The sequence below is a fragment of the Sabulicella glaciei genome, from assembly GCF_026183895.1.
GTDB lineage: Bacteria > Pseudomonadota > Alphaproteobacteria > Acetobacterales > Acetobacteraceae > Roseococcus > Roseococcus glaciei.
The window spans coordinates 33,166-48,512 of record NZ_JAPFQI010000014.1; the positions used below are offsets into that span (position 1 = coordinate 33,166).

Annotated in this window: 16 protein-coding genes; 7 read left to right on the forward strand and 9 right to left on the reverse strand. The window is 72.7% G+C overall.

All coding sequences use genetic code 11. The features are described from left to right. Nucleotides 1-14 precede the first annotated feature (14 nt). Both OF850_RS16040 and OF850_RS16045 read left to right on the forward strand, forming a co-directional pair. Entirely contained in the window at nt 15-1,049 is a 1,035-nt protein-coding gene (locus OF850_RS16040; protein ID WP_301591310.1) for a histone deacetylase family protein, read from the forward strand. After that, nucleotides 1,046-2,026 carry a dipeptidase gene (locus OF850_RS16045; RefSeq protein ID WP_301591312.1) on the forward strand — a complete coding sequence of 327 codons (981 nt, stop codon included), beginning with the start codon at nt 1,046-1,048 and terminating at the stop codon, nt 2,024-2,026. The genes OF850_RS16040 and OF850_RS16045 overlap by 4 nt, the downstream gene beginning before the upstream one ends. Here OF850_RS16045 and ggt read toward each other — a convergent pair. Genes ggt through OF850_RS16075 form a run of 6 tightly spaced genes read right to left on the reverse strand, consistent with a single transcriptional unit; the run spans nt 2,023 to nt 6,666 of the window. After that, nucleotides 2,023-3,690 carry a gamma-glutamyltransferase gene (ggt, locus tag OF850_RS16050; protein ID WP_301591313.1) on the reverse strand — a complete coding sequence of 556 codons (1,668 nt, stop codon included), beginning with the start codon at nt 3,688-3,690 and terminating at the stop codon, nt 2,023-2,025. The genes OF850_RS16045 and ggt overlap by 4 nt on opposite strands. A 32-nt stretch (nt 3,691-3,722) precedes the next feature. After that, nucleotides 3,723-5,240, reverse strand: a complete 1,518-nt coding sequence (locus OF850_RS16055) for a YifB family Mg chelatase-like AAA ATPase (RefSeq protein ID WP_301591314.1) — start codon at nt 5,238-5,240, stop codon at nt 3,723-3,725. A 16-nt stretch (nt 5,241-5,256) separates the two neighbouring features. Beyond that, nucleotides 5,257-5,616 carry a DUF2155 domain-containing protein gene (locus tag OF850_RS16060; protein WP_301591316.1) on the reverse strand — a complete coding sequence of 120 codons (360 nt, stop codon included), beginning with the start codon at nt 5,614-5,616 and terminating at the stop codon, nt 5,257-5,259. After that, entirely contained in the window at nt 5,613-5,819 is a 207-nt protein-coding gene (locus OF850_RS16065; RefSeq protein ID WP_301591317.1) for a hypothetical protein, read from the reverse strand. Before OF850_RS16065 ends, OF850_RS16060 begins: the two co-directional genes overlap by 4 nt. Continuing rightward, on the reverse strand, nt 5,816-6,307 hold the full coding sequence (gene mlaD, locus OF850_RS16070) for an outer membrane lipid asymmetry maintenance protein MlaD (protein ID WP_301591318.1): 492 nt from the start codon (nt 6,305-6,307) through the stop codon (nt 5,816-5,818). The genes OF850_RS16065 and mlaD overlap by 4 nt, the downstream gene beginning before the upstream one ends. Before the next feature lie 5 nt (nt 6,308-6,312). Then, the gene (locus OF850_RS16075; RefSeq protein ID WP_301591319.1) at nt 6,313-6,666 is read right to left on the reverse strand and encodes an NADH-ubiquinone oxidoreductase subunit NDUFA12 family protein; all 354 of its coding nucleotides are present in this window, start codon (nt 6,664-6,666) and stop codon (nt 6,313-6,315) included. 131 nt (nt 6,667-6,797) lie between these two features. Here OF850_RS16075 and OF850_RS16080 point away from each other — a divergent pair, with 131 nt between their 5' ends. Genes OF850_RS16080 through OF850_RS16100 form a run of 5 tightly spaced genes read left to right on the forward strand, consistent with a single transcriptional unit; the run spans nt 6,798 to nt 11,219 of the window. Beyond that, nucleotides 6,798-8,294: a TSCPD domain-containing protein gene (locus OF850_RS16080; protein ID WP_301591320.1), complete on the forward strand. Its 1,497-nt coding sequence runs from the start codon at nt 6,798-6,800 to the stop codon at nt 8,292-8,294. Between the two features lie 3 nt (nt 8,295-8,297). Further along, a complete protein-coding gene (locus tag OF850_RS16085) occupies nt 8,298-8,756 on the forward strand; it encodes a RidA family protein (protein WP_301591322.1) in 459 nt (152 codons plus the stop codon). Nucleotides 8,757-8,776: 20 nt separating this feature from the next. Beyond that, nucleotides 8,777-9,919, forward strand: a complete 1,143-nt coding sequence (locus OF850_RS16090; protein WP_301591324.1) for a GNAT family N-acetyltransferase — start codon at nt 8,777-8,779, stop codon at nt 9,917-9,919. After that, entirely contained in the window at nt 9,916-10,347 is a 432-nt protein-coding gene (locus tag OF850_RS16095; protein WP_301591325.1) for a hypothetical protein, read from the forward strand. The genes OF850_RS16090 and OF850_RS16095 overlap by 4 nt, the downstream gene beginning before the upstream one ends. Next, the gene (locus tag OF850_RS16100; RefSeq protein ID WP_301591326.1) at nt 10,344-11,219 is read left to right on the forward strand and encodes a DMT family transporter; all 876 of its coding nucleotides are present in this window, start codon (nt 10,344-10,346) and stop codon (nt 11,217-11,219) included. Before OF850_RS16095 ends, OF850_RS16100 begins: the two co-directional genes overlap by 4 nt. On the opposite strand, the gene holA is transcribed toward OF850_RS16100, so the two are convergent. The 3 genes from holA to leuS are packed head-to-tail and all read right to left on the reverse strand — an operon-like array spanning nt 11,216 to nt 15,316. Continuing rightward, nucleotides 11,216-12,226, reverse strand: a complete 1,011-nt coding sequence (gene holA / locus OF850_RS16105; protein ID WP_301591327.1) for a DNA polymerase III subunit delta — start codon at nt 12,224-12,226, stop codon at nt 11,216-11,218. The genes OF850_RS16100 and holA overlap by 4 nt on opposite strands. After that, nucleotides 12,226-12,765, reverse strand: a complete 540-nt coding sequence (gene lptE, locus OF850_RS16110; protein WP_301591328.1) for an LPS assembly lipoprotein LptE — start codon at nt 12,763-12,765, stop codon at nt 12,226-12,228. The genes holA and lptE overlap by 1 nt, the downstream gene beginning before the upstream one ends. After that, the gene (leuS, locus tag OF850_RS16115; RefSeq protein ID WP_301591412.1) at nt 12,755-15,316 is read right to left on the reverse strand and encodes a leucine--tRNA ligase; all 2,562 of its coding nucleotides are present in this window, start codon (nt 15,314-15,316) and stop codon (nt 12,755-12,757) included. The genes lptE and leuS overlap by 11 nt, the downstream gene beginning before the upstream one ends. Nucleotides 15,317-15,347: the final 31 nt, after the last annotated feature.

Below are 15,347 nucleotides of genomic sequence, written 5' to 3' on the forward strand. Positions count from 1 at the left end.
CGCAGGATGGGCGCATGAAGGTGTTCGACCATCCGGCCGAGTCGCGCCACGCGCCGCAATTCTTCCTGATGCGCGGCCGGCTGCGCCCGAATTTCGAGGTTCCGGCCCGCGCCGCCGCGCTGCGCGAAGGGCTGCGCAGCCTCGGCCTCTCCTCCGAGGCGCCCGAGCCGGCCTCGCGCGAGGCGATGCGGTCGGTGCACGGGGCCGCCTATCTCGACTTCCTGGAGGATGCGGCTCGGGACTGGGTGGCGCTGCCCGAGGCGGGGCCGGAAGTGGTGCCCAACGTCCACCCGACGCCGGAGATGCTGGCGCAATCCTCGCGCTCCAACGGCCATGTCATCGCCCGCGCCGGGGCGCACACCGCCGACAATGCCTGCCCCATCGGCCCCGGCACCTTCGAGGCGGCGGCGGCGGCGGCGGGCTGCGCCCTGGCGGCGGCGGACCACGTCGCGGCGGGTGGCGGCACGGCCTATGCGCTGTGCCGCCCGCCCGGCCACCACGCCTATGCGACGCGGGCCGGCGGGCATTGCTACGTCAACAACGCCGCCCTCGCCGCGCAGAGCCTGCGCGACCGGGGCGCGCAGCGCGTCGCCGTGCTGGACATCGACAGCCACCACGGCAACGGCACGCAGGGCATCTTCTGGGATCGCGGCGACGTGCTGACCGTCAGCGTCCATGGCGACCCGGGCCGCTACTACCCCTGGTATGTGGGCTTCGCGGAGGAGCGGGGCGGCGGCGACGGTGCGGGCGCGAATCTCAACCTGCCTCTCGCCTTCGGCAGCGACGACGCGGCCTGGCTCGCCGCGCTGGAGGAAGGCATGGCGGCGGTGCGCGGCTTCCGCCCGGATGCGCTGGTGCTGTCCCTCGGATTCGACGCCAGCAAGGACGAGCCGCTGAACGCCCTCGCCGTCACCGAGGACGGCTTCGCCCGGGCGGGCGAGGCGGTGGCGTCGCTGCGCCTGCCGACCGCGATCTGCCAGGAAGGCGGCTACAACACGGACATCATCGGTCAGCTTCTGGCCCGCTTCCTGGGAGGCTTCGGCGCGTGATCCTCGACACCCACGTGGACATCAGGTGGCCGGAGCCGCCGGACTGGACCTGCGAATCCGGCATGTGCGTGGACCTGCCGCGGATGCGCGCCGGCGGCGTGGCCGGCACGGTCTTCATCGCCTTCGTGCCGCAGGGAAAGCGCGACTTCGCCTCGCTGCGCGCTGCGGAGGAACGGTCCGTGGCGATGCTCGAGCATATTCGCGCGCGCGCCGACGGGATGGCGGCGCATTTCTGCGCCACGCCCGCCGAATTCGAGGCGGCGATGAGATCGGGCATCCCCGCCGTGCTCAGCGCGGTCGAGAACGGTCATGCCATGGGGGTCGACCTCGGCCTCATCGCGCGTTGGCGGAAGCTGGGCGCGATCTACCTCACCGTGACGCATGACGGGCACAACGCCCTGGCCGACGCCGCCAAGCCCAAGCCGCATCTCGGCGACGGGCCAAGCGAGCATGGCGGGCTTTCCGCCCTGGGCCGCGCCGCGATCCGCGAAATGAACCGCGTCGGGCTGATGGTGGACTGCTCGCACGTCTCCAAGGCCGGGATGATGCAGGCGGCGGAGTTGTCGCGCGTGCCGGTGGTGGTGACGCACACCGCCTGCGCCGCGCTCCACCCGCATCCGCGCAACGTGGATGACGAGCAGCTGGACATGATCCGCGAAGTGGGCGGCATCGCGCAGGTGACGGCGGTGGCGAGCTTCCTGCGCCCCGCCGGGCCGGACGGCACATCGCCCTCCACGGTGGAGGACGTGGCCGAGCACGTGGAGCACGCGGTCCGCCGCATCGGCATCGAGCATGTCGGCATCTCCTCCGACTTCGACGGCGGCGGCGGCGTCTCGGGCTGGATGCATGCGGGGGAGATGCAGAATGTCTCGGCGGCGCTGCGCGCGCGCGGCTATGGCGAGCGGGAGCTGGCGCTGCTGTGGTCGGGCAATTTCCTGCGCGTCTGGCGGCAGGTGCTGCGCGGCGCGGGCGCCTAGTCTCCGTTCACGACGCTGCCCTCGCGGCGCGGGTCGCTGCCGCCCTGGGCGCGGCCGCGCTGCATGCGGATGATGTTGAGACCCGAGTTCATCTCGCGCAGCTCGACCGGCAGGCCACGTGCCAGCAGCGCGGGCGCGAGGCCGGCAGCGGCCGTGCCCTGCTCCAGCTCCACCGTCGCGTTCAGCGCGCCGACATGCGGCAGGCTGGCAGCCGCCTGCGGCTCCATGTTCCAGTCGAGCAGCGCCACCAGCGCCTGCGCCACGTAGCCCAGGATGCGCGCCCCGCCGGGCGAGCCCACCACCGCTTCCAGCTGCCCGTCCCGAAACACCAGGACCGGCGACATGGAGGAGCGCGGGCGCTTGCCGCCCTCCACCCGGTTCGCCACCGGCCGCCCGTTCACTTCCGGTTGGAAGGAGAAGTCGGTCAGCTGGTTGTTGAGGACGAAGCCGCGCACGACGAGGCGGGCGCCAAACATCCCCTCGACCGTGGTGGTGAAGCTGACGGCGTTGCCCTCGGCGTCGAGGATGCTGACGTGGCTCGTCCCGCCCTCGGGCTGCGGCGGCTGGCTGGCGAGGTTGCCCGCGCCGCGGCGCGGATTGCCGGCGCGTGGCGCGGGCTGGGCGCGGTCCAGCGAGATGGACTGGGCGCGCAGCGTGACATAGGCGGGGTCGAGCAGGCCGGCGACCGGCACGGGGGCGAATTCCGGATCGGCCAGGAACATGTTGCGATCGGCGAAGGCGGTGCGCCCCGCCTCGCCCAGCACCATGGCCGCGTCCGCCCCGGTGGGGTCGGGGGAGGCGAGGTCGAAATGCTCCAGCAGCGCCAGGATCTGCAGCACGACGATGCCGCCCGAGGGCGGGGGCGCGGCGCAGACCGTCCAGACGCGATAAGGGCGGCAGACCGGCTGGACGCGGCGCGCCTCGTAGCCGGCGAGGTCGTCGGCGGTCAGGAGGCCGGGGTTGCCGTTGTGGCTCCGCACCGCGCGCACGATGTCCGCCGCGACCGGCCCGCCATGCAGCGCGTCCGCGCCACCCTCGGCGACGAGGCGCAGCGTCGCGGCCAAGGCGGGGTTGCGGAGCAGGTCGCCCTCCTCCGGCGGCTGGCCGTCGCGCGGCAGGAACAGGGCGCGCGCCGCCGGGTCACGGGCCAGGGACGGCGCGGCCGCCGCGATGTCGCGCACGAGGCGCGCGGAAACCGGGAAGCCTTCCTCGGCGAGGCGGATGGCCGGGGCGAAGAGCGCGGCCCAGGGCAGCTTGCCGTGGACGCGATGCGCCGCCTCCAGCGCCCGCAGCGCGCCGGGCACGCCGACCGAGCGCCCGCCCACCACCGCGTCTAGGAAGGACATGGGCTGCCCGTCGCGCAGGAACAGGTCGCCGCGCGCCGCGGCCGGCGCCGTCTCGCGCCCATTCCAGGCCGAGACCTCGCGCGCCCCGGCGTTCCAGTGCAGCAGGAACAGCCCGCCGCCAATGCCGGAGGATTGCGGCTCCACCAGGGTCAGCACCGCCTGGATCGCCACCGCCGCGTCTAGGGCGGAGCCGCCCTCCCGCAGGATGGCCATGCCTGCTTCCGTCGCCAGCGGGTGGGGCGCGGCGATGACCGGCCGCGTCTGCGCCCCCGCGGCAAGCGGGCAAAGGAGCATCAGGGCCAGGACGAGCGAGCGCATCCCCCGCGCTTAGACTGGAAATGATAGGAAGGTCACGCGCGGCGAGACGTTCTTCGCCGGTAGGACAGCGCCTCCGCCACATGGGCCCGGCCGACCGTGGCGCTGGCGGCGAGGTCGGCGACGGTGCGGGACACGCGCTGCGCCCGGGCAAAGCCGCGCGCCGAAAGGCCGAGTCGTTCCGCGGCCTGCTCCAGCAACCCGCGCGCCTCGGGCTCCAGGGTCAGGGTCTCCTCCAGCACCGCGCCCTCGGCGGCGGCGTTGTGGCGCGGGCCGTCAGCGCCGTAGCGGCTGCGCTGGCGCTCGCGCGCGGCGCGGATGCGCGCGGCCACCGCATCGCTCGGCTCGCCGCGCGGGGCGCGGGACAAATCGGCGGGCGGGACGGCCTGCACCTCCACCGCAAGGTCGATGCGGTCGAGCAGCGGGCCGGAGATCCGCTCGGCGTAGTCGTCGCCGCAGCGCGGAGCGCGAGCGCATTCGCGCCCCGGCTCGCCCAGATGGCCGCAGCGGCACGGGTTCATCGCCGCGACCAGCTGGAAGCGCGCCGGAAAGGTGACGTGGGCATTGGCGCGAGCGATCACGGCGCGGCCGCTTTCCATCGGCTGGCGCAGCGCCTCCAGCGCCGGGCGCGGGAATTCCGGCCATTCATCCAGGAACAGCACGCCGTGATGGGCGAGGCTGATCTCGCCGGGCTTGCCGCGTGCCCCGCCGCCGACCAGCGCCGCCTGGCTCGCCGAATGATGCGGCTCGCGAAAGGGCGGGCGGGTGAGGAGGCGCCCGTCGCGCAGCAGACCCGCGACGGAATGGACCATGGAAAGTTCCAGCGCCTCGCGGGGGGACAGTTCGGGCAGGAGGCCGGGCAGGCGCGCTGCGAGCATGAACTTTCCGGCACCGGGCGGGCCGACGAGCAGGAGGTTGCGCCCGCCGGCCGCCGCGATCTCCAGCGCGCGCTTCGCAGTCTCCTGCCCCTTAAGCTCGGACAGGCAGGGGAAGCGCCCCTCCTCCGGCACCAGGAGCGGCGGCGCGGGCGGGCCGAGGATCTGCGTGCCCTTGAAGTGGTTGAGCAGCGCGGGTAGCCCGTCGGGCGCCAGGACCTGTCCGCGCGTCGCCCAGGCAGCCTCCCCGCCCTGGACGGCGGGGCAGATCAGCCCCAGCCCGCGCGATGCCGCGCCCAGCGCGGCCGGCAGCACGCCCGGCACGGGCAGCAGCGCCGCGTCCAGCGACAACTCGCCCAGCGCGGCGAACCCGGCCATCTCCTCCGGCGGCAACACCTCCATCGCCGTCAGCAGCGCCAGGGCGATGGGCAGGTCGTAATGCGAGCCTTTCTTGGCCAGTCCCGCAGCGGCGAGGTTCACCAGCACGCGCTTCGCCGGCAGGGCGAGGCCGAGCGAGGACAGTGCCGCGCGAACCCGCTCCCGGCTTTCCCCCACCGCCTTGTCCGCGAGGCCCACCACGAGGAAGGCGGGCAGCCCGGCGGAAAGCTGGACCTGGACCTCGACGGGCACGGCCTCGATCCCGCTGAACGCGAAGGAGGTGACGCGGGCGAGGCTCATCCGGCGGGTCGGAGGGTCAGCGGCAGGACAGGATGCGGATGTCGTAGACTGGGTGTTCGAGCATGTTCAGCGCCGGGTTCTCCGCGAACATCCAGCCACGGAACACCGGGCTGCTCCCGGTGCCCGAGCGCTTGTCCGTGATCTCCATCCAGGCGGCGGCGTCTGCCACCTCGTCGGCCGGGCGGCCCTGGCAGGAGCGGACGAGGATGGTGAGCGTGCCGAAGGGCACCGGCTCGTTCACCCGCGCGGTGAGCACGGTGACGCGGGCATTCACCTTGTCCAGCGCCTGGATCTCGGCGGTGCGGCGCTGCACCCATTCCTGCGCGCCCGCCGGCAGGGCCAGCAGCGGCGCGAGAAGCAGCAGGATTCGCTTCACGGTGTCCGTAGCCCGTCCACGAGTTCGTGGAGGATCCGGCGCATCGCCGCCTCGTCCACCCCCATCAGCAGCGCGTCCTCGAAGGCGTCCTGCAGCACCTGCGCCGCCTCCGCGTGGTTCTCCGACAGCACCTTCAGCTTCTCGCGGCAGGAAACGGGCTCGCCATCCTTGCCCGGCCAGGTGGCGGGGGGCTGCGTGGTCACTGCGGGCTTGTCCCGCCGCCATTCTGCCCGCCCGAGTTCATCTGCGTGACGGAGAAGATGAAGCGGCCCAGCAGGCTTTCCAGCGACACGCTGCCCTGCGTCTCGGTGATGCGGCCGCCGGCGGCCAGCAGCCGCTCGCTGCCGCCCGGCACGATCGAGATGTACTTGCCGCCGAGCAGGCCCTCGGAGGTGATCTCGGCGGAGGAATCGGTGGGCAGGCGGATGTCGCTGCCGACGCGGAAGGTCACCTCGGCCATGAAGGTCTCGGGGTTGATCCGCAGCCCGGTGATGCTGCCCACGCGCACGCCCGCGATGCGGACATCGGCGCCGGAGGCGAGGCCGTCCACGCGGTCGAACTCCGCCGTCAGCTCGACGCCGCTGGCCTGCGGCGCCCGGCCGCCATGCAGCACGGCATAGAGGAGGAAGCCCCCCGCCACGGCGAGCACCAGGAAGCCGGCGAGAAGCTCGGCCAGGGAACGGCCCTTCATGGGTATCAGCTTCCCGGCGTCCACGCCTCGTAGTCGCCGCCGGTGGGGCGGCGCAGCCCGCCGGCATAGTCATGCCCCTTGGGGCGGTAGGCGAGCGGCGTGCCGGTCAGGTTCACCTGATGCGGCTTCAGCCAGGGATAGTTCGGGCGCGGGATCGGCCCGGCGGTCATGTGGTGCAGCCAGGCATGCCACTCAGCGGGCACGCTGCTGCTGTCGACGCCCTTGGCATAGACCGCGAAGCGCCGGGTGCGGTTGTAGGTCGGCACCACGCGGCGGCTTTCGTAATAGACGTTGCCCATCTCGTCGGTGCCGATCTTGCGGCCGAAGAGGCGGGCGGTCAGGAGTGCGAGGGCGGACATGCGCGCGGATATGGCACGCCGCGCGATGCGCCGGAAGGGCGGCGCGTTATCCACAAGATGTTGTGGGGAAGTGCCATGCTTCCCACAGCATCCGGCTTCCTTTGGGCCTTTCGCGTGTTATCCTCCCCGTCATGGCGCGATACAACGGAACCCTGTGGGAAGGCGTGGCGCTGCGGCGCCTGCGGCTGGGCGCGGACCCGGACGCCCCGCCCCGCCCCGTCGCCCTTCCCGCCGCCTGGGAGGAGGAGGCCGCCACGGCCCTCGCCGCCCTGGCACCCGGCGAAGGCCCGGCCTCCCTGCCCCGCCTTGTCGAGGCCTGGATCGCCAAGGCCCTGGCGCGCGGCCGCAAGGCCGGCGTGGTGGGCGAGGCGGAGGCGTCGCGCCTCGCGGAAGGCTGGCGCGCCCTGCTGCTGACGCGCCGCGGCGCCCCCGGCGCCGAGGCGTGGCGCGGCGACACCAAGGCCGAGCCGCGCTTCGTGCTGAACCTGCCCGCCTTCCTTGAACCTGAGGGCGGACTCGACCTCGAAGGCTTGGCCGAGGCGGCCCGACTCGGGATGCGCTTCCTGGATGCGTGGTCGGGCGGCCGTGCCACCAGGCTTCGCCTCGGCTTCGCCGACCTTTCAGGGCTGCTGGCCGGGCTGAACCTTCCTTACGACTCGGAGGCGGCGCGCGACACCGCCGCGGCGCTCGCGGCCCTGCTGCGCGGTGCGGCGGAGGCCGAGAGTGGCGCGATGGCCGCGCATCTGGGCGCGCGGGAGCCTGTCGCCCTGTTGTGGCCCGAGCCACCTTCCGTCACCCCGGTTCCCGGCCTCGCCGCGGCCGCCCGCGCGGCGCTGGATGCCGCGGCCGCCTCTCCGGGGCTGCGCCATGCCGGCGTGCTGGCCCTGTCCCCCGCCGACGGCGTCGAGGTGCTGCTGGGCGCCGAGGTGGCCGGGCTGGCCCCGGCGCCGGGCGCCACCCGCGCCGTTTCGACCGGATCGGGCGTGGTGGAGGTGCCGACCCGCGCCGCCCGCCGCCTGCCCGAGTCGCGCGTCGCCGTCCTCCTCGCCCCCGCCGGCCCTGGCGCGCGGCGGCTGATGGCCGATGCGGTCACGCCGTTCCTGTGCGCCGCCCCCCCGCAGCCCGTCGCCGCCCCCGCCGCGCCGCGTCCGGCCGCCGCGCCCCGTCCGGCGTTGCGCCGGCAATCCGGCCATGTGCTCCACGTCACGGTCGGCGGGCACCGCGTGGCGCTGCGCACCACGGAGGAGAATGGCCAACTTCGGGAGATCGCCTTCTCGCTCGCCAAGGAAGGCGCGGCCTATCGCTCGCTGATGGATCATTTCGCCCAGGCCGTTTCCACGGGACTGCAGCGCGGCGTGCCGCTTTCCGACTACGTGGAGCAGTTCGCTTATACGCGCTTCGGCCCGGCCGGCGTGGTGGAGGGCGACCCGGAGATCCCACGCGCCACCTCCGTGCTGGACTGGGCCTTCCGCCGCCTCGCCCTCGACCATCTCGGCGGGGCGCTGCCCCAGCCGGAGGCGGACGACGTGGTGCCTGGCTCCATGGCGCGACCCGCCGAGCAGGCGCCGCTGCTGCCGCTCGACCTGCCGGTGTCGGAACGCCGTCGCAACCTCAAGCTGGTGGGCTGAATCATGGGCGCCGAAGCGCGATTGACCGAACTTGGGCTTTCCCTGCCGGAACCGGCGGCCCCGGTGGCGAACTACATCCCCTTTACCCGGACGGGGAACATCGTCTTCATCTCCGGCCAGGTGCCGCGCGTGGACGGCAAGCTGTGGCCCATCGGGCAGCTGGGGAATGGCGTTTCCCTGGAGGACGGCAAGAAGGCCGCCGAGATCTGCATGCTCGCCATCCTGGCCCATGCCAAGGTGGCGGCGGGAGGCGACCTCGACCGCGTGCGGATCCTGAAGCTGGTCGGCTTCGTGAACTCCGCCCCCAGCTTCGGCGACCAGCCCGCCGTGGTGAACGGCGCCTCCGACTGCGCCGTGGCAGTGCTGGGCGAGAAGGGGCGCCATGCGCGCTCTGCAGTCGGCGTCGCCGCCCTGCCGGGCAATGTCGCCGTCGAGGTCGAGGCGATGCTGGAACTGGGCTGAAAGCCGCCATATCCCGTGGCATGGATGCCGCGCTGAGCCTGTCCCTGCACCCTTCCATCGCCGAGATCCCGGCGGAGGAGTGGGATGAATGCCACGACGGCAATCCCTTCGTGTCCCACGCCTTCCTGTCGTGCCTGGAGGAGAGCGGCTCCACCGGGCCGCGCACGGGATGGCTGCCGCAGCACGTCGCCCTGCGCGACGAAGGCGGCGCCCTGGTTGCCTGCGCGCCCTGCTACGCCAAGGCGCATTCCTACGGCGAATACGTCTTCGACCACGGTTGGGCCGATGCGTTCGAGCGCGCGGGCGGGCGCTACTACCCCAAGCTTCAGGTTTCCTCTCCCTTTTCGCCGGTGCCGGGACCGCGTCTGCTGCGGCGCGGCGGCGTGCCGGTGGCCGCATTGGCCGAGGGGATGCGGCAAGCAATGGAGGCGCTCGAATGCTCCTCCGTCCATGTCACCTTCTGCACGGCGGAGGAGGCGGAGGCGCTGGGCAATTGCGGGTGGCTGCCGCGCCTCGGCACGCAGTTCCACTGGCACAATCGCGGCTATGCGAGCTTCGAGGACTTTTTGGGCGCGCTGTCCTCGCGCAAGCGCAAGACGCTGCGGCGCGAGCGCCGCGCAGTGGAGGAAAGCGGGCTGACCATCCGCACCCTGCGCGGGCCGGAGATGACGCCGTCCCACTGGCGCGCCTTCAACCGCTTCTACCGCAACACGGTGGAGCATCGCTGGGGCGGCGCCTACCTGACGGAGCGCTTCTGGCGCCTCCTGGGCGAGCGCATGGGCGACAAGGTCGTGATGATGTGGGCGGAGCGCGACGGCACCCCTGTCGCCGGGGCGCTGAACCTGATGGGGCCCGACGCGCTGCATGGCCGCAACTGGGGCTGCGTCGAGGAGGTTCCCTTCCTCCATTTCGAGCTGTGCTACCTGCGCGCCATCGACTTCGCCATCGAGCACGGCCTGCCGCGCGTGGAGGCGGGCGCGCAGGGCGAGCACAAGATCCAGCGTGGCTACCTGCCGGTGGAAACGCATTCCGCGCACCTCATCGCCCATCCCGGCCTGCGCCGCGCCGTCGCGCAATTCCTGGAGGCCGAGCGCCCAGCGATCCGCGAGCGCATGGAAGGCCTTTCCACCCTGTCCCCCTATCGCTGCGAAGGCGAGGCGTGAGACGGCTCGCGGCGCTGCTCATGCTGCTGCCCGGCCTTGCCGCCGCGCAGGCGGTGACGCCGCGCCTCGTCCTGGAGATCCCGGGGCGCTGCACGACGCCGCTGCGCCTGGGCGAGAGCGAGGTGCCCTGCGCCCCGCCCGGCGCCGTGTATTCGGTGCTGGAGGATGGGCGCGCCTTTGTCTTCATCCCCTTCGGCCCGCGCTCCGCCATCAACTTCGTCGGCACGCGCGACCATCAGGCCAGCGCCGACAGCTACACGCTCACCCTCGACTACGTGCGGGTGGTGACGGAAGGAATGGCGCGCGAATGGCGGGTGACCGGGGAGTGCCAGGCACGGCTCTCGCCCACCGGTGCCTGGACCGACCTGGGCTGCGCGGCGCGCACGGCGGAAGGGGCGCTCTACGCGGTGCGCTTCACGCCGCGGTGATCCTTGCCTACGCCCAGCTTGCGGCCTCCATGATCCTGGTGGGAGCCAATGTGGGCGTGGCCAAGCTGCTGGCCGAGCAACTGCCGATCGCGATGATCGCCTTCCTGCGCTGCTGCCTCGCCGTGGCTCTGCTGCTGCCGCTGGTGCGATGGCTCGACCCGCCCGTGCCGGTCTCGCGCGAGGTGAAGCGGAACCTGTTCCTCCAGGCCGTGTTCGGCACGGCGCTCTACAATGCCGGGCTGCTGGCCGGGCTGCGCCTGACCACGGCGCTGGAGGGCGGGCTGGTGCTGGCGACGCTTCCCGCCGTGGTCGCGCTCGGCTCCTTTCTGTGGCTGCGGGAAAGCCTGGCGCCGCGGCAATGGCTGGCGGCGGCGCTGGCGGGACTTGGGATGGCGGCCATCACCCTGGCGCGGCTGGGCTTCGGCGGATCGGCCGGCTCGGCCCTGGGCAACCTGCTGGTGTTCTGCGGCGTGGCGGGCGAGGCGATCTACGTGCTGCTGGCCAAGCGTGTCGCCGGGCGCGTGCCGGTGCTGACCGCCTCGCTCTGGATGCAGTTCTTCTCGGCGGCGGTGCTGCTGCCCTTCGCCCTGCCGGGGATGGGTGCGGTGTCCGTGCTGCGGGACCCTTGGTTGCTGGGGCTGCTGGTTTTCCACTCCGTCACCGCCTCCGTCTTGTGCCTGCTGCTGTGGTTCGGCGGGTTGCGGCGCGTACCGGCGGGGGTGGCCGGATCCTTCACCGCCTTTCTGCCGGCAAGCGCGGCGGTGACGGCGGTGATCTTCCTGGGCGAAAGCTTCGGCCCGATCCATGCGGCGGGCTTCGCGCTGATGATGACGAGCTTGCTGCTGGCGACGTGGCCGCGGCGAAGGGCCTAACGCGCGCCCCGCGTGATTCCCAGCACCGCCTGGCGTGCCACGGTTTCCGCGGGCAGCGCCGTCGTCTTGCAATGCCGCTCGGCGCGCAGCAGCGCGGCGCCCAGCGCCTCCAGCCGGGCGGGGTTCCATTTGCGCAGCGCGCGTTCCATGCCCGGCTTGGCTTTCCAGAACACGGGCGGACGCAGCGCGCCGATCGCGTCTCCGGGGCTCGCGCCATTCGCCACCGCCAGCGCGGCTTGGTGCAGGCGCTGCACGTGGCGCAAGGCGGCGCGGATGACCTGAATGGGATTCGCGCCCTCCGCCATGGCGCGGGCGATGGCGCGGTCCGCCGCCCCGGCCTCGCCCATCGTCGCGGCCAGCAGCGCCTCGTCGAGGTCGAGCAGCGAGCCCTCGCCCAGCACCGCCATCGCGTCCTCGACAGTGATGCGGGCGCCCGGCTCGGCATGAAGGGCCAGCACCTCCAGGGCGCGGCGCAGCGCCAGCCGATCCTCGCCGGCGCGCTCGGTCAGCCAGTCCAAGGCCTCCGGCTCCGCCGCCGCGCCCAGTTCGCCGAGGATGCGGCCGATGCTGTTGGCGAGGTCGCGGCCGCGCTCCGCATAGCACTCGATCACCATGCCGCGCGGATGGTCGGCCACGATCGTGCGGAGCTTGGAGCGCGCGGTGAGCCCGGCGCCCTCCATCACCACCAGGCCGGCCCCCGGCCCGCCGAGTGCCTGGCGCGCCGCCTCGGCCCAGGCATCGCGGGCGTCGCGCACCCGCACGGCGACGCGCCCGCCCATCAGCGGCATGGCGGCGGCGGTGGCTGCCAGCGCGCCCGCGTCGCGCATCTCCTCCTTGCCCGCCTCGGCGCGGCAGAGCGGATCGTCGCCCGCCACGGCGCGCACCAGCGTGGCGGCGCGCTCGGCGATCAGCCCCTCGTCGTCGCCGACAAGGAGGACGAGGCGGCAATCCTCGGGCGGGGACTGGAGAAACGCGGCGAGGCGCCTTGGGTCAAGCTTCCCGGCCATCAGCCGGGCGTGGCCTGCCGGCGACGCAGCGACAGGGCGACGGCCTCGACCACGCGGTCGCCCAACTCCTCCACCAGGCGCCGGTCCATCGCCTCGCGCGAGGCCTCGGCGGCGAAGAACTGGAGGTCGGGGATGTTGAAGGCGTCCAGCGTCCGCTCGCGCCCCTGGTCCACCAGGGTGGGCGGGATCGCGTCGGTGGTGAGGGACCAGTTGGCCGTCATCACGGTGCGGACGCGCGTGGCGGTGCCATCCTGGCGGAAGCCCAGCGGCTCCACCTCGCTCGTCGTCGCGACGTAGAGGATGTAGCGGCTGGGCGTGCCGGGCCGGCTGCCTTCCAGCCGGCGCTGCAGGTAGCGGCGCATCACCTGCCCGAAGCGCTCGGGCATGAGGGCGACGCGCACCGTCGCCAGCTCCGCTGCGAGGCCCGGGTCGGTGGCGGGCGCCCGCCGTTCCCCGTCCGGTCCGTAGAGCGGGCGGAAGCCGCAGCCGGCCAGCAGCCCGGCCCCGCCCAGCGCCAGCAGGGCGCGCCTATGCGACAAGGTTCACCACCCTTCCCTTGACGTGGATGCGCTTGCGGATGGGCTTGCCGTCCAGCGCGCGCTGGACGTTCTCCTCCGCCTCGGCGCGGGCGAAGACCTCCTCGTCCGTCGCTTCCACGGGCACCTCGATGGTCGCGCGCAGCTTGCCGAGCACCTGCACCGCCAGCGTCACCGTTTCCGCCTTGAGCAGCGCCGGATCGGCCTCGGGCCAGGGCATCCGGGCGACGAGGCCGGCGCCGGGGCGCAGCCGTGCCATCACCTCCTCCGCGAGGTGGGGCATGGCGGGCGCGGCGAGGCGCAGCAGCATCTCCAGCGCCTCCTCCCGCGCGGCCAGCGGTGCGCCCGGCGCCTCGGCGATGGCGTTGGCCAGTTCGTGCAGCCGCGCGACGGCGACGTTGAAGGCGAAGCCCTCCCACGCTTCCGTCACGGCGGCGATGGCGCGGTGCGTCGCCACCCGCAGCTTGCGTCCCGCCGCCTCGTCCGGCTTGTCAGCCTCGGCGAGGTTCTGGGCGAGGCGCCAGACGCGCTGGGTGAAGCGGAAGGCGCCCTGCACGCCGCTCTCGCTCCATTCCATGTCGCGCTCGGGCGGATTGTCCGAGAGGATGAACCAGCGCGCCGTGTCGGCGCCGTAGCGCGCGATGATCGCGCCCGGGTCCACCGTGTTGCGCTTGCTCTTGCTCATCGCCTCGACGCGGCCGACCGTCACCGGCTCGTTCGTGCCCTTGACGATGGCGGTGCCGTCGGCGCGCTTCTCGATTTCCTCTGGGTAGAGCCAGCGCCCGTCCGCGCCCTTGTAGCTTTCGTGCTGCACCATGCCCTGGGTGAAAAGCCCGGCGAAGGGCTCGTCCAGGGTGACGTGGCCGGCGGCCTTCATCGCGCGGGTGAAGAAGCGGCTGTAGAGCAAGTGCAGGATCGCGTGCTCGATGCCGCCGATGTACTGGTCGACCGGCAACCAGGCATCCACCGCCGCCCTGGTCACCGGCTGCTCCGCACGCGGCGAGCAGAAGCGCGCGAAGTACCAGGACGAGTCGACGAAGGTGTCGAAGGTGTCCGTCTCGCGCCGGGCCGGCTTGCCGCAGGATGGGCAGCCGACGTGCTTCCAGCTGGGATGATGGTCCAGCGGGTTGCCAGGCTTCGTGAAATCCACGTCCTCCGGCAGGCGCACCGGAAGCTGGTCGGGCGGCACCGGCACCACGCCGCACTCGTCGCAATGGATGACGGGGATGGGGCAGCCCCAGTAGCGCTGGCGGCTCACGCCCCAGTCGCGCAGGCGCCAGTTCACCACGCCCTCGCCGGCGCGGAGGCGCTCCAGCTCCTCGATGGCGCGGCGCTTGGCGGCGGGGACGTCCATGCCATCCATGAAGCGGCTGTTCACGATGACGCCGTCGCCGGTGAAGGCGGTGTCGCCCACGTGGAAGCCGGCGGCCTCCTCGCCCTTGGGCATCACCACGACAGGCACGGGCAGGCCGTATTTCCGCGCGAAGTCGAGGTCGCGCTGGTCGCCGCAGGGACAGCCGAAGATCGCGCCCGTGCCATATTCCATCAAGACGAAGTTGGCGATCCAGACCGGGTATTCCTCCCCGGTGAAGGGGTGCTTCACGCGGAAGCCGGTGTCGAAGCCCCGCTTCTCCGCCTGCTCGATCACCGCCTCGCTCGTGCCCAGTGCGCGGCACTCGGCGATGAACTCGGCGGCCCTGGGGTCACGCGCGGCGGCGGCCGCGGCGAGCGGATGCTCGGCGGCGACGGCCAGGAAGGACATGCCGAACAGCGTGTCGGGGCGGGTGGTGAAGACCTCCACCTCGGCCACGCCATCCACGGGTTCGGCCATGGGAAAGCGCACCCGCGCGCCCTCGGAACGGCCGATCCAGTTGGCCTGCATCAGCTTCACCCGCTCGGGCCAGCGGTCGAGGCCGCCCAGCGCGTCCAGCAGCTCGGGCGCGAACTTGGTGATGGACAGGAACCACTGGCTCAGCAGCTTCTTCTCGACCGGCGCGCCGGAGCGCCAGCCGCGACCGTCGATCACCTGCTCGTTCGCCAGCACCGTGCCGTCCACCGGATCCCAGTTGACCAAGGATTCCTTGCGCTCGACGAGGCCGGCGCGCAGGAAGTCCAGGAAAAGGCGCTGCTGCTGGCCGTAATACTCGGGGTCGCAGGTGGCGAATTCGCGGTCCCACTCGATGGACAGGCCCATGCGCTTCAGCTCGTCGCGCATGTTGGCGATGTTGTTGTAGGTCCACTGGCCCGGATGGATGCCGCGCTCCCGCGCCGCGTTCTCCGCGGGCAGGCCGAAGGCGTCCCAGCCCATCGGGTGCATCACCAGGTGGCCGCGGGCGCGCTTGTAGCGCGCGACCACGTCGCCCAGCGTGTAGTTCCGGACATGCCCCATGTGGATCTTGCCCGAGGGGTAGGGGAACATCTCCAGCACGTAGTACTTGCGCGCATCGGCCGGCGGCACGTCGGGGACGGAGAAGCAGCGCGACTCCTCCCAGGCCGCCTGCCAGCGGGGTTCGGCGGCGGCGAAGTCGTATTGGGCGGACGCGCCCTCGGGCATGTCGTTCATGGCCGCCCGGAATACCCTTCCG

Bases quoted from the DNA above. Each gene is read 5' to 3' on its own strand.
- OF850_RS16040 (WP_301591310.1), top strand. From the start codon at position 15: ATGAAGGTGTTCGACCATCCGGCCGAGTCGCGCCACGCGCCGCAATTC.
- ggt (WP_301591313.1), bottom strand. From the start codon at position 3,690: ATGCGCTCGCTCGTCCTGGCCCTGATGCTCCTTTGCCCGCTTGCCGCG.
- OF850_RS16055 (WP_301591314.1), bottom strand. From the start codon at position 5,240: ATGAGCCTCGCCCGCGTCACCTCCTTCGCGTTCAGCGGGATCGAGGCC.
- mlaD (WP_301591318.1), bottom strand. From the start codon at position 6,307: ATGAAGGGCCGTTCCCTGGCCGAGCTTCTCGCCGGCTTCCTGGTGCTC.
- OF850_RS16075 (WP_301591319.1), bottom strand. From the start codon at position 6,666: ATGTCCGCCCTCGCACTCCTGACCGCCCGCCTCTTCGGCCGCAAGATC.
- OF850_RS16080 (WP_301591320.1), top strand. From the start codon at position 6,798: ATGGCGCGATACAACGGAACCCTGTGGGAAGGCGTGGCGCTGCGGCGC.
- OF850_RS16085 (WP_301591322.1), top strand. From the start codon at position 8,298: ATGGGCGCCGAAGCGCGATTGACCGAACTTGGGCTTTCCCTGCCGGAA.
- OF850_RS16090 (WP_301591324.1), top strand. From the start codon at position 8,777: ATGGATGCCGCGCTGAGCCTGTCCCTGCACCCTTCCATCGCCGAGATC.
- holA (WP_301591327.1), bottom strand. From the start codon at position 12,226: ATGGCCGGGAAGCTTGACCCAAGGCGCCTCGCCGCGTTTCTCCAGTCC.
- leuS (WP_301591412.1), bottom strand. From the start codon at position 15,316: ATGCCCGAGGGCGCGTCCGCCCAATACGACTTCGCCGCCGCCGAACCC.